This window comes from Sulfitobacter sp. L-8 (assembly GCF_056859255.1).
In genome coordinates, this window is sequence record NZ_JBSXOD010000045.1 from 166,117 (window position 1) to 180,549 (window position 14,433).

General features: G+C 56.5%; 13 protein-coding genes. 10 read left to right on the top strand and 3 right to left on the bottom strand.

Annotated features, from left to right (window positions below):
- The first annotated feature begins 21 nt into the window (after nucleotides 1-21).
- Together AC13DE_RS08955 and AC13DE_RS08960 are read left to right on the top strand one after the other, a co-directional pair.
- Nucleotides 22-1,341 (top strand): porin, encoded by a 1,320-nt coding sequence (locus tag AC13DE_RS08955; protein WP_483047614.1) that lies wholly within the window; start codon nucleotides 22-24, stop codon nucleotides 1,339-1,341.
- Between the two features lie 103 nt (nucleotides 1,342-1,444).
- The gene (locus tag AC13DE_RS08960) at nucleotides 1,445-2,098 is read left to right on the top strand and encodes a YggS family pyridoxal phosphate-dependent enzyme (RefSeq protein WP_446297813.1); all 654 of its coding nucleotides are present in this window, start codon (nucleotides 1,445-1,447) and stop codon (nucleotides 2,096-2,098) included.
- Here AC13DE_RS08960 and AC13DE_RS08965 read toward each other — a convergent pair.
- The gene (locus tag AC13DE_RS08965) at nucleotides 2,066-2,602 is read right to left on the bottom strand and encodes a L,D-transpeptidase family protein (RefSeq protein ID WP_483047615.1); all 537 of its coding nucleotides are present in this window, start codon (nucleotides 2,600-2,602) and stop codon (nucleotides 2,066-2,068) included. The two genes, AC13DE_RS08960 and AC13DE_RS08965, sit on opposite strands and share 33 nt — an antisense overlap.
- A complete protein-coding gene (gene ribA, locus AC13DE_RS08970; RefSeq protein ID WP_483047616.1) occupies nucleotides 2,599-3,687 on the bottom strand; it encodes a GTP cyclohydrolase II in 1,089 nt (362 codons plus the stop codon). The genes AC13DE_RS08965 and ribA overlap by 4 nt, the downstream gene beginning before the upstream one ends.
- A 167-nt stretch (nucleotides 3,688-3,854) precedes the next feature.
- On the opposite strand from ribA, the gene AC13DE_RS08975 reads away from it, so the two are divergent.
- The 5 genes from AC13DE_RS08975 to AC13DE_RS08995 all read left to right on the top strand — a co-directional run bounded on the left by AC13DE_RS08975 (nucleotide 3,855) and on the right by AC13DE_RS08995 (nucleotide 7,402).
- Nucleotides 3,855-4,541, top strand: coding sequence for a response regulator transcription factor (locus AC13DE_RS08975; protein WP_446297817.1), 687 nt, complete (start codon nucleotides 3,855-3,857; stop codon nucleotides 4,539-4,541).
- A 245-nt stretch (nucleotides 4,542-4,786) separates the two neighbouring features.
- Nucleotides 4,787-5,575, top strand: coding sequence for an exodeoxyribonuclease III (locus AC13DE_RS08980; protein ID WP_446297818.1), 789 nt, complete (start codon nucleotides 4,787-4,789; stop codon nucleotides 5,573-5,575).
- Between the two features lie 52 nt (nucleotides 5,576-5,627).
- The gene (gene trxA / locus AC13DE_RS08985; protein ID WP_446313941.1) at nucleotides 5,628-6,548 is read left to right on the top strand and encodes a thioredoxin; all 921 of its coding nucleotides are present in this window, start codon (nucleotides 5,628-5,630) and stop codon (nucleotides 6,546-6,548) included.
- A gap of 27 nt (nucleotides 6,549-6,575) precedes the next feature.
- Nucleotides 6,576-7,220: an LON peptidase substrate-binding domain-containing protein gene (locus AC13DE_RS08990; protein ID WP_446297822.1), complete on the top strand. Its 645-nt coding sequence runs from the start codon at nucleotides 6,576-6,578 to the stop codon at nucleotides 7,218-7,220.
- A 29-nt stretch (nucleotides 7,221-7,249) separates the two neighbouring features.
- Nucleotides 7,250-7,402, top strand: a complete 153-nt coding sequence (locus AC13DE_RS08995) for a Trm112 family protein (protein ID WP_446297856.1) — start codon at nucleotides 7,250-7,252, stop codon at nucleotides 7,400-7,402.
- Nucleotides 7,403-7,407: 5 nt separating this feature from the next.
- Here the strand turns inward: AC13DE_RS08995 and AC13DE_RS09000 are convergent, their stop codons facing one another.
- On the bottom strand, nucleotides 7,408-8,670 hold the full coding sequence (locus AC13DE_RS09000) for an FAD-dependent monooxygenase (protein WP_483047617.1): 1,263 nt from the start codon (nucleotides 8,668-8,670) through the stop codon (nucleotides 7,408-7,410).
- A 51-nt stretch (nucleotides 8,671-8,721) separates the two neighbouring features.
- Here AC13DE_RS09000 and AC13DE_RS09005 point away from each other — a divergent pair, with 51 nt between their 5' ends.
- The 3 genes from AC13DE_RS09005 to AC13DE_RS09015 all read left to right on the top strand — a co-directional run bounded on the left by AC13DE_RS09005 (nucleotide 8,722) and on the right by AC13DE_RS09015 (nucleotide 14,265).
- Nucleotides 8,722-10,050: an amidase gene (locus AC13DE_RS09005; RefSeq protein WP_483047618.1), complete on the top strand. Its 1,329-nt coding sequence runs from the start codon at nucleotides 8,722-8,724 to the stop codon at nucleotides 10,048-10,050.
- A 106-nt stretch (nucleotides 10,051-10,156) separates the two neighbouring features.
- Complete coding sequence (locus AC13DE_RS09010; protein WP_483047619.1) at nucleotides 10,157-11,341, top strand: aminotransferase class I/II-fold pyridoxal phosphate-dependent enzyme; 1,185 nt, start codon at nucleotides 10,157-10,159, stop codon at nucleotides 11,339-11,341.
- A 17-nt stretch (nucleotides 11,342-11,358) separates the two neighbouring features.
- On the top strand, nucleotides 11,359-14,265 hold the full coding sequence (locus AC13DE_RS09015; protein ID WP_483047620.1) for a DNA translocase FtsK: 2,907 nt from the start codon (nucleotides 11,359-11,361) through the stop codon (nucleotides 14,263-14,265).
- Nucleotides 14,266-14,433: the final 168 nt, after the last annotated feature.

Here is a 14,433-nt window from a genome sequence, read left to right on the forward strand (position 1 = left end):
TATATATAAGGTGTATCCATATTGGAGCAGGGGGGATTGGAGCAGGGGCGCAAGGTGCTTGGTTGTATTGCGGCGCTGCATGTCAATGATGGCAGAGTTAACCAGCACTGTGGCGGCACTGTGGCAAAGGTGCATCATACCGCGCGGCATCGTCGTCAGGGAAAGTGGCGTTGTTGCAATGACGAGAAATTTTATGCAAACAAACTCCATGCCCTGCCAGATGAACTGGTTTGGGATTTATTTCAAACCGAGGAAAATCTCATGAAAAAAATTCTCTTCGCCACAACCGCTCTGGTAGCAACTGCTGGCGTTGCCGCAGCTGACATCACAGTCGGTGGTAACGCTCGTTTCGGTGTCGGCTATTCAAGCGGTGCTGAAAACGGTCTGGCCGGCACAGGCGGGTACCCTTCCAACGGTAACGACCGCGCTGTTAACGGTCGCTCCAAGACCGACATCATCAGCCGTTTCCGTCTGCAGTTCGACGCAACTTCTGAGACAGACGGTGGTGTAACCATCGGTGGTCGTGTTCGCGCAGAAGCAGACAACAACATCTATGGCGGTGCAGTTGCTGCAAACAACGCAGCGTTCCGTAGCAACGCCGAAGTCATGTTGTGGAGCGCACCTCGCTTGTTCGCCACATACGGCGGCTTCACGTTGGGTGTCGGCAACATCAACGGTGCTGTGGAATCCACTCCAGGTCTGTACCTTGAAACACGTTCCGGCGGTACTGGCCTTGACGGTTCGCAGTATGTTGGAAACGTCGCAAACGTAAACAATAACTACTTCAACTGGGATTACTACGACTCTGACGGCAACGTATCGTCCAACGGTGTTGAAGCGATCTACAACATTGGCGGTTTCGGGACCCACCTGTCCTACTCCGTAAGCAACGGTGCAGTTGCTCAGGACGTTATTGCTTTGAACGCAAGCTACAAGTTCAACAACTTCACAGTTGCAGCCGCGGTTCAGAGAAGCGATTTCGCTTGGGCTGACAAAGAAGTCCTGACTATCAAGGGTGACTTCGGCATGTTCGGCGCGCGTTTGGCTTATGCCAACAACGAAGGCATCGACAAGATCCTGCTCGCGGGTACCTATGACATTGGTGCCGCAACCAAGCTGGTTGGCTGGGTCGCCGACGAAAGCGCAGTCAGCGCAGCTGACGTTGCTCTCGGTCGTAACGACAACCGTGACGGCGTAGCCGGCTCCAATGCTCAGGAAGGTACATCTTTCGGTATCCACCTTGCGCACGATCTGGGCGGCGGTGTTTCCTTGGAAACTGGCTACCAGCGCGGTTCGAACAAGAACGATCAGTTCCAAGCCGGTGTTGCATTCAGCTTCTAAGTTGAACCCACTCGTTTGATTTTAGAGGGGCAGGCCGTCGGTCTGCCCCTTTTCTTTTCTGCCACGCTGTAGTTGTGTACGACCTTGGACAAGGGGGCATGGTATGAGCTTGCAGGACATTTCCGATCGAATTTCCAAGGCTGAACGCAACGCCGGGCGCAAATCTGGCGAGGTGAAACTGATCGCCGTCAGCAAGGTGCAGCCGGATGGGCGCGTGAAAGCAGTTCTCGATCAGGGTCACCGTTGCTTCGGGGAAAATCGCGTTCAAGAGGCCGAAGCCAAATGGCCGGATTTCAAACAACATTTTGACGGGATCGAACTACATCTGATCGGGCCGCTGCAAAGCAACAAAGCGCGGGCGGCGATGGCGCTGTTTGATGTGATCCATACCTTGGACCGGCCCAAACTGGCGGCCACTTTGGCGCGGATCGCTCAAGAGCAAGGCTCCTGTCCCGACATGTTTATTCAGGTAAACACCGGGGAGGAAGAGCAGAAAGCCGGTGTTCTGCCTGCCGACGCCGACCAATTCATTCAGGATGCCCTGGCTCTTGACCTGCCCGTTAAAGGCTTGATGTGCATCCCACCCGCGCACGAGGAAGCTGCGTTGCATTTTGCCCTATTGGCCAAGATTGCGTCACGCAATGGATTGGCAGGCTTGTCGATGGGGATGAGCAGCGATTTTGAAAAGGCAATTGCCCTTGGGGCAACCCACGTGCGGGTCGGTTCAGCGATCTTTGGCGACAGGGTTCCCGGTTGACGCGCAGGCTGGGGGGATGATCACGCGTGCTCCAACGGCAATGCGGGATGCTATACTGTGCAAATGTGCACGCGACAGCGCGATGCAACCTTCGGTCGGGAATCCGGCTCTGCGGTACTGATGAATGAAAATCGCGGACCCTTTACCCGCCACCGCCACCGGCCAATTCCAGTCGGTCAGAATGATCAGGTCATAAAGCGGATCAGCACGGCGCAGTTTTTCATGGCTGTGTGCGTAGGGTGCGCGGACCATCGTGTTGTAATCTTTATCGGTGGGATCGTCAGACCACAGATCCCCAAGGCCTGTCGGAATGGCCCACGGGGTCGGGGCACAAATGCGGTCAGGTCGGTATAACATCCCGACGACGCGATGGATGCCCGACGGGGTCGCGCCGTCGCCTTCTTTCTTGCGACGAGTAATACCCGATTTCCCAATCGTGCAGGGATAGATCTTGCCCTGAAACCGAAGCCCTATTGGTGATAGAACCAGATCGCCAGGCGTCACAGCATGTGCCCCGATTTCGCCGCTTTGGTCGCAAGATAGTCGTGGTTATGCCGGTTTCCGCCCACTTTCAACGCGACGCGCTCGGCAACCTCGATCCCGCTGGCAGCCATCATTTCAACCTTTCGCGGATTGTTGGTCAGTAAGCGCACCGAAGAAAAACCCATCGACTTGAGGATATCGGACCCAAGCCGGAAATCACGTTCATCATCTTCAAAACCCAAGCGGTGATTTGCTTCTACAGTGTCAAACCCCTGATCCTGTAGGGAATAGGCGCGCATCTTGTTGGCCAATCCGATGCCACGGCCTTCTTGGTTCAGGTATAGCAACACACCATGCCCTTCGGTGCCCATTTGCGCCAGTGCAGCGCGAAGCTGGGGGCCACAATCGCATTTCAGGCTGCCTAGTATATCGCCGGTAAAGCAGGCGGAGTGAAGTCTCGTCAATACCGGTTTGCTGCGATCGGGGCGACCGATCTCTATGGCATAATGCTCTTCACCGCCGTCGTCGGGGCGGAAGATATGTAATCTTCCGGCGTCCGACACCTCTATGGGCAAGCGCGCGTGTACGATGGGTTTCAGCGGAGACCGGGCCGCAAGAACAGGCAAAGCCGTCGCAAGTTCAAGCGTCGTAAGGCCATGCTGTTCGGCGAATCCGATTGCGTCGTTCAGATCCAAGACCAAAGCGGCGGGCAGTAATCGGGCCGATTTGATCAGGCTCAAGGCCGCGCGATGGGGTGTTGCATCCCCACCGCGTGCACAGATCAGCGGCCCTTTCATCGGGCTGCGCAGATCGTCTGCCGGGTCGGCGACCGATTGGACCCACCGGGGCGTTGTGTCGTCGGGCAACATCACCCGGGCAAGATCGCCGTCATAGGCCCGCGCCTTCAGCGTTGCCGCACGACGCGCGGTAATGACAAGAACAGGATCGCCGCCAAGCGCCAACAGATCGGCCAAGCGCTGCGAGGTCAAGGTTTCGGCTGCAAATACAAGAACAGGTCGGGGGCCCAGAAACACTATGGGAACGCCCATGCGCAAGTCCGCCCGTGCACGTGCAAGCTGTTCGGTGATGTCGGGACGAAATGCCATGGTTTTGAAATCTTTCACATCGCTGTGAAAGAATACTTAGGTCAGATGTGTGGGAATTGAAACATTTGCCGCTATCTGTGCACGGTCCTGTGATTAAAACGCCGCTCCTCTTGTGAGCACGGCTTTGTGAACACATTTTTAGTATAGTTTTAGAGGATGAGTTGAAAATGGCCCAGTTGAAGAAAATATTGCTTGTGGATGACGACGAGGATCTACGCGATGCACTGAGCGAACAGTTGTTGCTGACCGAGGATTTTGATGTTTTCGAAGCTGGGAATGGCGCGGATGCAAAAAAGCGTGCAGAAGAAGCGCTTTATGATCTGGTCATACTGGATGTAGGATTGCCCGACATTGATGGCCGCGATCTGTGTCGCGAGCTGCGCGAACGCGGCGTGAAGAGCCCGATACTGATGTTGACCGGGCACGATAGCGACGCAGATACGATCATGGGCTTGGATGCCGGAGCGAATGATTATGTCACCAAGCCGTTCAAGTTCCCGGTGTTGCTGGCGCGGATCAGGGCGCAATTGCGCCAACACGAACAGTCAGAGGAAGCAATTTTCCAACTTGGACCTTACACGTTCAAACCTTCGGCCAAGCTACTGGTGACCGAAGACGACAAGAAAATCCGCCTGACCGAGAAAGAAACCAACATCCTCAAGTTTCTTTACCGGTCGTCTACCGGGGTCGTCCCGCGTGATCTTCTGTTGCACGAGGTGTGGGGCTACAATGCCGGAGTAACAACGCATACGCTGGAAACGCACATCTACCGCCTGCGTCAGAAGATCGAGCCTGACCCGTCAAACGCAAAAATTCTGGTAACAGAATCAGGTGGATACAGAATTATCTCATAATTTTGGAACCTAATTATCTGCCGCTTGTTGTTTTTTGGAGAGGCGGGGTTTTCATGACTCGCCGATCGGTTTGAACCCGAAGTTTGTATCCGGGAAATGATACATACCTCCCTGTTGGACTGGGCCGGGCCTTTGCGCCCGGCCATTTTTTTGCCGCGCGGTCGCGGACCCCACCGATTTCGTGATGGCGGCTAGATGCGGTTTCAGGGTAGGGTGCGCACGATTTCGCACTAACGGAGCCTTAGATGTCATTCACTCTTGCCACATGGAACATCAACTCGGTGCGGTTGCGCGAGCCTATCGTCCTGAAGCTGCTGAAAGAACACGGGCCGGATGTTTTGTGTCTGCAAGAATGCAAAAGCCCCGTCGATAAGATACCGACAGCAGCTTTCATCGACGCTGGCTATACCCACATGGTGGCGCGTGGACAAAAAGGCTATAACGGTGTAGCGATCCTTTCCCGGCTGCCCTTGGTTGATGCTGGGGATCAGGATTTCGCGGCGTTGGGACATGCCCGCCACATTGCTGCGAAGCTTGAAAATGGCGCGACGATCCACAATTTTTATGTGCCTGCGGGTGGTGATGTCCCTGACCGAGAAGTTAACGAAAAATTTGGCCAGAAGCTGGATTATCTGGCTGAAATGCGTGACTGGTTTCGGAATGAAAAGCCGGAAAAGTCGATCTTGGTCGGCGATCTGAACATAGCACCGCGCGAAGATGACGTCTGGGGGCACAAGCAGCTTCTCAAGGTCGTCAGTCATACCCCTATTGAAGTGGAAAAATTGGCGGAGACCCAAGATGCGGGCGGATTTGTCGATATAACTCGGCAGGATATTCCGCAGGGCAATCTTTACAGTTGGTGGTCTTATCGCGCCAGGGATTGGGACGCGGCGGACAAGGGGCGCCGTCTTGATCATGTATGGGCCACGCCGGATATCTCGAACGCCGGCCATTCCAGTCACGTGTTAAGGTCTGCACGCGGGTGGGACAAACCCAGCGATCATGCGCCGGTATTTGCGACATTTGACCTTTGAAATAACCGAAGACGCCCTCATATAAAGGGTAGCTTCATACGAGGATATTTAGATGATGGATTTGAATCTTTCCCCTGCCCCCGCGGCCGATGCCGACCTGATCAAGGACACGACCGAGGCTACGTTCATGGCAGACGTGGTGGAAGCGTCACAGACCGTTCCGATTATCGTGGATTTCTGGGCTCCTTGGTGCGGGCCCTGCAAAACCCTGGGTCCGATGCTCGAGGATGCCGTCCGTGCCGCAAAAGGCGCGGTAAAGATGGTCAAGATCAATGTGGATGAGGCCCAACAGATTGCCGGGCAACTGCAAATTCAGTCAATTCCGACAGTGTATGCATTTTTCAAGGGCCAACCGGTCGACGGGTTCGCGGGGGCACAACCGCAATCCGAAGTGAAGGCATTTGTCGATCGCGTAACCAAAGCCGGGGGCGGTCAAGCGCCTGGTGAACAACTATCCGAGGCCGTGGCCGCTGCGGAGGATATGCTGAGCGAGGGCGCGGCACAGGATGCCGCTGCCACGTTTGCTGCCATTCTGGGCGAAGATCCGAACCACGCGGGTGCCTATGGCGGTCTGGTGCGCGCGTATATTGCGTTGGACCAGTTGGACCAGGCCGAAGCCCATCTAAACGGTGCGCCGATCGAAATTTCAAAATCTCCAGAGCTTGAAGCAGCACATGCACAGTTGTTGCTGGCGCGCCAGGCCGCTGATGCGGGCCCCGTGGCGGAATTACAGGCAGAGGTGGACGCAAACCCCGGAAATCTTCAGGCACGGTTCGATCTGGCGCTGGCATTACAGGCGCACGGTGAGACACAGGCGGCTGTCGATCACTTGTTAACCCTGTTTGGCAAGGACCGCGAGTGGAATGACGGTGCAGCGAAAACACAGCTTTTCACCATTTTCGAAGCGTTGAAAGCGAATGATCCCATTGCGTTGAACGGTCGCCGCAAGTTGAGCTCGATGATATTTGCCTAAGACGTGCGACGGTCTAGATAGGATACCATGATAAAGCGATCCGAATTGCCCGACACCATCGCGATCTTTCCGTTGTCAGGGGCGCTGCTGCTTCCTCGGTCACGATTGCCTCTGCATGTCTTTGAACCGTGCTATCTTCAGATGATCGAAGACAGTCTCAAGACGTCTGGAAGGTTGATCGGAATGGTACAGCCGAATGTGGTTCCAGGGCGCAGCGGCCCTGGCCTGCAGACCATTGGATGTGCAGGGCGGATCACTCAGTTCTCCGAAACCGAGGACGGTCGGTACATGATCACGCTGGGCGGCATCTCGCGTTTCCGGGTCGTCAAAGAGGTTGACGGATTTACCCCCTATCGCCGCTGCGACGTGAATTGGGACGGCTTCGAACGCGATCTCGGCAGTGATGAAGAAGACATGTGGTTTGATCGGAAAAATTTCCTAAACACCTTGGGGCGATATTTTGATGCCCGTAACCTTTCTGCTGATTGGGACACACTGAAAGAGGCAGATGATGAATTGTTGATCAATTCACTGTCGATGATGCTCGACCTTGAATCAGAGGATAAACAGGCCTTGCTAGAGGCACCGTCGCTGGCCACACGACGCGAAACGTTACTGACGTTGATTGAATATACGCTTCGGGGCGGGCACGAAGGGGAGATGATGAATTGAGCACAGAAGAGATTCAGTTCGACCGGCGGATGCTCGAGGCGTTGATTTGCCCGCGCACCCATACGCGGTTGTCGTATGACGCAGCCAAACAGGAGCTCGTATCAGAGGCGGCAGGGCTGGCCTATCCGATCCGCAACGGCATTCCGGTCATGTTGGTCGACGAGGCGCGAAAGCTCGATTGACGCTGCTATAAAACTTCGCCGCGCATCAGGCGGGGGAGGGTACCTGTAAGGCCTGCCGCCTCGCGGATGAACCCGCGGCGCAGGCTCGGGACTGCGTTGAGTGCGGCCATGCCGATATCTCGGGCAAGACGCAACGCAGGGTTATCGTTTGAAAACAACCTGTTGAAGCTGTCCGTCGCCAGCGCAAGCGCCGTGTTATCGAACCTGCGCCACAATTGGTACTGGTTCAGGACGGTCGCGCTTCCTATGTCCTGGCCCCGACGATGAGCGTCCGCGACGACTTCGGCCAGCGCCGCGACATCGCGCATCCCGGCATTCAACCCCTGACCTGCAATCGGGTGCACCCCATGTGCTGCATCGCCCAAAAGGGCCACCCGATCCGCCACCATATGGTGCGTCAACGACAGGCTTAGCGGATATGTATACCGCTTCCCCGCCAACGAGATTTCGCCCAGAAAATCGCCGAAACGTGGTCTAAGCACATCTAGGTATTGTTCGCCAGAAAGCGCGTTGATCCGAGCCGCATTGGCTGACGTTTCACTCCAGACAATTGAAGATCGGTTTGCTGTCAGGGGCAAAATGGCCAACGGTCCGGGGGGCATGAAAAACTGATGCGCTATCCCGTGATGAGGCAGGTCATGGGCAATCGCACAGACCAGCGCAGTTTGCCCGTAGTCCCATCCGATACGCTTGATGCCCGCGCGCTGCCCCGTGCCCGAGCTGCGGCCATCGGCCCCGACGATCAACTTGACCCTTAATTCCTTGCCGCTGGCCAATGTTAACCGGGCACCCATACTATCGGTATGCTGGGCGGTGACCGTTTCCCCATCCATCAACGTGATATCGCGTTCTGCTTTCACCGCTTTTGACAGCGCCTGGCGTAGATGGCGGTCTTCGACCATGTGACCCATTGGGCCTTCTTCTATTTCTGCATGGTCAAAGTGCATGAAGAACGGCGAAGCCCCTTCACCCGCCCGCCCATCGGAGACCTTGATTTCCAGCATCGGTTGGGCATTTTCCTGCACTGCTTCCCAGACGCCGATGCCGTGCAACAGGCGCACGGAGGTCAAAGCCAGCGCATAAGATCTACCGTCGAAAGTGTCTTGTGTCCGGGTTGCCGCGGGCAGAGTGTCGATCACCGTGACGCGCAAGCCCACCTGCGCCAATGCCAATGCCAAGGCCGGGCCATTCAACCCGCCGCCTACGACCGCTATGTCTGCATCAAAATTCATAGCATTAGATATGGGGGTGTTGTGGGGATTGTCCATGCAGACATCCGCCGCTACCGTCCATTTAAAGTGAATATTCGAGGAAAACACATGCAGGACTGGCTGACAATGACCGCGGCAGATCTGGGGCGAGGTATCGGCGAAGGCCAAATCGACCCCGTGACACTGTGCAAGACCTATCTGGATGCGATTGACGCGCACCCCTTGCGCGATCGGATTTATGCGCGGGTGACCCCGATACGCGCCCTTGCAGAGGCACAAGCCGCAAGCGAGCGGGCCAAAGCCGGGTACCGGTTGTCGCCGCTAGACGGCGTGCCGGTCAGTTGGAAAGATCTTTTCGACACAGCCGGCATAGCAACCGAGGCGGGTACCGCCCTGTTAAAGGACCGGGTTCCCGACGCCGATGCCAGGGTCTTGGCCAATGCGACTGCGATGGGGCTGGTATGCCTTGGCAAAACTCACATGAGCGAATTGGCATTCTCGGGGCTTGGGTACAATCCGATTACCGCGACACCCCCTTGCATCAATGATGAAGAGGCGGTTTCCGGCGGGTCTTCTTCCGGGGCCGCCGCATCGGTCGCGTTCGGGTTGGCGGCGGCGGCGATAGGCTCTGATACCGGGGGGTCCGTCCGCGTCCCGTCGGCATGGAACGATCTGGTCGGGCTCAAGACCACCGCAGGGCGCTTATCGCTTGAAGGGGTTGTGCCGCTCGCCGCTAAATTTGATACCGTCGGTCCGTTGTGCCGTTCGGTTGAAGATGCAGGATTGTTGTTGGCGATTATGGAAGGCAGCAAACCGGCCGATCTGGCAGGGGCCGATCTGGAAGGTCGGCGTTTGGCTATCTTGCAGACGGTCGCCATGCAGGAACTGGATGATACGCCTGCTATGGCCTTCGATGCGGCCGTGCAAAAACTGCGTGACGCCGGGGCGGAAATCGAAGAAATCGCGGTTCCTGAACTGGAGCAGGCCATGCCGCTGAGCGGTTGCTTGTTCACCGCCGAAGCCTACGGCCTGTGGCGTGACGTTATCGAAGAAAATCCAGACGCGATGTATGGCGAGATTCTCGAACGGTTTCGTCTGGGCAATTCTCACTCTGGCCCTGACTACGTTGCGGCATGGGCCAAGCTTGACGCGATTCGGGAAATTTATGCCAGAGCGGTTGCCGGGTTCGATGCGGTGATATTGCCGACCGCCCCGCTTTTGCCACCGCAACTTCAGCGATTGGAAACGGATCACGACTATTATGTGTCGGCAAACCTGATGACCTTGCGCAATACGCGCATCGGTAACCTGATGGGGACTTGCTCTATTACACTGCCTACAGGGACGCCGTCATGCGGAATTCTGCTAATGGCCGCCGCCAATCATGAAGAGAGCTTGTTGCGGTTGGCCGCTGCAGCCGAGGAAGCATTGGCTTAAAAGACACAAAACTTGCCTCACGTCCCGGATTCTCTGGACGCGAGGCAAGCCCTTGGGTACTCTGGAACAAACGGGGCATGAATGATCCCGAACCCGAGGCAGTGAAATGATGTACCCCGAGCGGTTTTCGAACCTTCCGGCCCACGCGTGGCCGCGCCTGCGCGCATTGCTTGATGCGTATGAGGGCGGTGGTGCGCCGATTCACATGACCATCGGCGAACCTAAACATGCGTTTCCGGCTTGGGTCACAGACGTCATCACTGAAAATGCCGCCGGATTTAACAGCTATCCACCAAATGATGGATCCCCCGGCCTGAGGCGTGCGATCGCAGATTGGATCAAGCGGCGTTATGAAGTCGGTGTCGACGCCGATACGCAAGTCATGGCGCTGAACGGCACGCGCGAAGGCTTGTATAACGCGGTGATGGCCGTATGCCCCGAGACTAAGAATGGCCAGAAACCTGCGATCTTGATGCCGAACCCCTTCTATCAGGTATATATGATCGCGGCGATCTCGGGCAACGCAGAGCCGATCATGGTCCCGGCCACACATGAAACGGGACATCTGCCGGATTACGCCAACCTGCCAGAACACGTGCTGAACCGCACGACCGCTGCCTATATCTGTTCACCGGCAAACCCCCAGGGGGCGGTTGCCAGCCGCGCGTATTGGACAGACCTTCTGGCGCTGGCTGAAAAATACGATTTCAAGATATTCGCAGATGAATGTTACTCAGAGATTTATCGTAACACCGCCCCCATAGGTGCGATGCAGGTGGCACAAGAGACAGGTGCCGACCTAGACCGTGTGGTAATTTTCCATTCGCTGTCAAAGCGGTCGAACCTGCCCGGGTTACGCTCCGGCTTTGTCGCCAGTGGTCCGAACACTATGCGAGAGATCAAACAGCTTCGCAATTATGCGGGCGCGCCGTTGCCGCTGCCGTTGCAAGCCGCTGCCGCCGCGGTCTGGGCAGACGAAGCTCACGTGGTGGAAAACCGCGCGCTATACGTCGAGAAGTATGAAGTAGCGGACCGTATATTGGGCAACGTGCCGGGCTACCAGAGCCCTGAGGCAGGGTTTTTCCTATGGTTGCCGGTCGATGACGACGAAACTGCTGCACTGAAACTCTGGCGCGAAACCGGTGTCCGAGTGCTGCCCGGTGGCTATTTGGCGCAGAATGTAAACGGGTCCAATCCCGGCAAGACATATATCAGGGTGGCCATGGTCGCCCCAAAAGAAGAGACAACGCGCGGGATAGAAGCGATCCGCGCCAGTCTCTATCCAGAATAAGACGAGGGATCAGAGCAATGGCATATCAGACACGTGGGCGCGACCCTTTGCTGGACACAAACATGGCCGAGGCCATTGAAAAGCGTGGGAAAGAACTGCTTGGATTGATACTGATCGCCACAGGCTTGATGGCCGCAATGATGATTGGAAGCTATACGCCGGATGATCCGAATTGGATGGTGGCCACTGACGCTCCGGCGCAAAACTGGCTGGGCCGCATGGGAGCTTCGCTTTCGGCCCCGTTATTCATGATCGTCGGATGGGGGGCGTGGTCTGTGGCTGCAATCCTGCTGGCGTGGGGGGCACGGTTCGCGCTTCACCAAGGCGAAGAACGCGCAATGGGGCGTCTGATTTTTGCCCCGATCGCGGTTGCGCTCTGTGCGATATACGGGGCAACCCTGACGCCGGATGCCAACTGGCTTCAAACCCACAGTTTTGGTCTGGGGGGGCTGTTCGGCGACACCGTGATGGGGCTTATCCTGACCATTCTTCCGATTGGTTCGACCTTTACGATCAAGCTGATGTCATTGCTGATGGGCATTTCAATACTTGCGTTTGGAGCTTTCGTTCTGGGATTTACCAAGACGGAATTGCAACGAATTTTCAGGTTTATGCTGGTCGGGGTGATCATGGCCTATGCGGGTCTCATGACCTTGCTGGGGCGGGGTGCATCGGGGGCCGTCATGGCCGCCCAGGGGATACAGGCGCGTCAGTCCGAACGTCGCGAACGTAGCAGGTCGCAAGCTGCGCAAAACGTCGAAGCTTCCGCAGCCCAAGCTTACTCCAACCCTGCTGATTACATTCAAGCTGGTGCCAAGGTGCCCAAAACCGGTTTGCTGTCAAAAATGCCTGCTTTGGTGAAACGGGGCGACCCCTTGCCGGAGCCGGAGCTAATTGAAACTTGGTCGACCGCGCAGGTTGACGAAGCACCAAGCGACGACCGCATCAGATCGAAGATTGCGGATGTAATCAAAAGCCGGGTCCGGTCGGCCAATGCTGTTCATACACCTACGACATCCCCATTGACGCGGGGCCGGGGGAGGGGCCCTGATCCGCTCGTGCTTGATACCGCCCCGAGGAGTGCGTATCGCGAAGAACCGCCCCTTACCGGCACGGCGAACCCAGTTGCGGGCACCCGGTCCGAGCCGCCTCTTACCGCGGCGCGATCAGCCGGAAGCGTTTTAAATCGCGAGCCGATAGGGGGTCGCGAAAGCATCGATCTGCCTGAAGATGAGCGGTTGGCAGAGCCTGACATCATGCCAATAGAAGATGCATCTGCGACCGACGATATCCAAATTCCAGTAGCTCAGCCCCGCAAGGTGGTGCAGCAACCAATACGGAAAGTCATTCAACCCAGCAAAAAGGCGCAAGCCGAAGCACAGCCCGCATTGACCTTTGAAGATACACATCCCGGGTTTGAGCTGCCGCCGCTGAACCTGCTGGAAAGCCCCGATACCGTCGAGCGCCTGCATCTGAGTGATGATGCCCTGGAAGAAAACGCGCGCATGTTGGAAAACGTGCTGGATGACTATGGCGTGAAGGGTGAAATCGTCGCCGTCCGTCCCGGCCCCGTTGTCACCATGTACGAACTGGAACCGGCACCGGGCCTCAAGGCGAGCCGGGTTATCGGTCTGGCGGACGATATCGCGCGCTCTATGGCGGCACTGTCGGCGCGTGTGTCCACCGTGCCGGGCCGCAGCGTAATCGGGATCGAACTGCCCAACGAGAACCGCGAGAAAGTCGTGCTGCGCGAGATCCTGGCCGCGCGTGATTTCGGGGACAGCACCATGCGCCTGCCACTGGCACTGGGCAAGGATATCGGTGGGGATCCGGTTGTCGCAAACTTGGCAAAGATGCCTCACCTGTTGATCGCAGGGACCACCGGTTCGGGTAAATCCGTTGCGATCAACACGATGATTCTGTCGTTGCTTTACAAGCTGACGCCGGAAGAATGCCGGATGATCATGATCGACCCCAAGATGCTGGAACTGTCTGTCTATGACGGCATCCCCCATCTGCTGTCCCCCGTTGTGACCGACCCGAAAAAGGCCGTTGTCGCGTTGAAATGGACAGTGGGCGAAATGGAAGAGCGCTATCGCAAGATGTCCAAGATGGGCGTGCGCAACATCGAAGGCTATAACGGGCGCGTTCGTGAAGCATTGGCCAAAGGCGAGATGTTCAGCCGCACCGTTCAGACCGGATTTGACGACGAAACCGGCGAACCGATTTTTGAGTCGGATGAATTCCAGCCCGAAACCTTGCCGTATATCGTCGTAATCGTCGATGAGATGGCCGACTTGATGATGGTTGCGGGCAAAGAGATCGAGGCCTGCATTCAGCGACTTGCCCAGATGGCGCGGGCTTCGGGGATTCACCTGATCATGGCGACACAGCGTCCTTCGGTCGATGTCATCACTGGCACGATCAAGGCGAACTTCCCCACCCGGATTTCCTTCCAGGTGACCTCCAAGATCGACAGCCGTACAATTCTGGGTGAAATGGGGGCAGAACAACTGCTTGGTATGGGCGACATGCTGTATATGGCGGGCGGGTCAAAAATCGTCCGGTGTCATGGCCCCTTTGTGAGCGATGAGGAAGTCGAGGAAATCGTAAACCACCTTAAGGCTTATGGTGCCCCTGATTATGTATCCGGCGTGGTCGAAGGACCTTCGGATGACCAGGAAGGCAACATCGACGCGGTTCTGGGACTGGGCGGCAATACGGATGGTGAAGATGCGCTATACGATACCGCCGTTGCAATCGTGATCAAGGATCGCAAGTGTTCTACTTCCTATATCCAACGCAAGCTGGCCATTGGTTATAACAAGGCCGCGCGACTGGTAGAACAGATGGAAGATCAGGGTCTTGTGTCGCCTGCTAATCACGTGGGCAAGCGTGAAATTCTGGTGCCTGAACAAGGCTGAACGGAACAAAAGGCGTGCAAAAAGGGTTGGCTCGGGAACGTGCCGACCCTTTTTCGTTGATGCTTGGTGGGCCAGTTATGCGTAAACCGGGGGCCATTTCAGGCGTGATATCGCATAACAGCATGCAAGCACCTATGTCTTGGTCGAGGCACTGGAATAAAAATAGGA

What these genes read in the sequence shown, in the direction of transcription:
- trxA (WP_446313941.1), top strand. Translation starts at nt 5,628, where the DNA reads ATGATGGATTTGAATCTTTCCCCTGCCCCCGCGGCCGATGCCGACCTG.
- AC13DE_RS08975 (WP_446297817.1), top strand. Translation starts at nt 3,855, where the DNA reads ATGGCCCAGTTGAAGAAAATATTGCTTGTGGATGACGACGAGGATCTA.
- AC13DE_RS09010 (WP_483047619.1), top strand. Translation starts at nt 10,157, where the DNA reads ATGATGTACCCCGAGCGGTTTTCGAACCTTCCGGCCCACGCGTGGCCG.
- AC13DE_RS09005 (WP_483047618.1), top strand. Translation starts at nt 8,722, where the DNA reads ATGCAGGACTGGCTGACAATGACCGCGGCAGATCTGGGGCGAGGTATC.
- AC13DE_RS08960 (WP_446297813.1), top strand. Translation starts at nt 1,445, where the DNA reads ATGAGCTTGCAGGACATTTCCGATCGAATTTCCAAGGCTGAACGCAAC.
- ribA (WP_483047616.1), bottom strand. Translation starts at nt 3,687, where the DNA reads ATGGCATTTCGTCCCGACATCACCGAACAGCTTGCACGTGCACGGGCG.
- AC13DE_RS08990 (WP_446297822.1), top strand. Translation starts at nt 6,576, where the DNA reads ATGATAAAGCGATCCGAATTGCCCGACACCATCGCGATCTTTCCGTTG.
- AC13DE_RS09015 (WP_483047620.1), top strand. Translation starts at nt 11,359, where the DNA reads ATGGCATATCAGACACGTGGGCGCGACCCTTTGCTGGACACAAACATG.
- AC13DE_RS08980 (WP_446297818.1), top strand. Translation starts at nt 4,787, where the DNA reads ATGTCATTCACTCTTGCCACATGGAACATCAACTCGGTGCGGTTGCGC.
- AC13DE_RS09000 (WP_483047617.1), bottom strand. Translation starts at nt 8,670, where the DNA reads ATGGACAATCCCCACAACACCCCCATATCTAATGCTATGAATTTTGAT.
- AC13DE_RS08995 (WP_446297856.1), top strand. Translation starts at nt 7,250, where the DNA reads ATGCTCGAGGCGTTGATTTGCCCGCGCACCCATACGCGGTTGTCGTAT.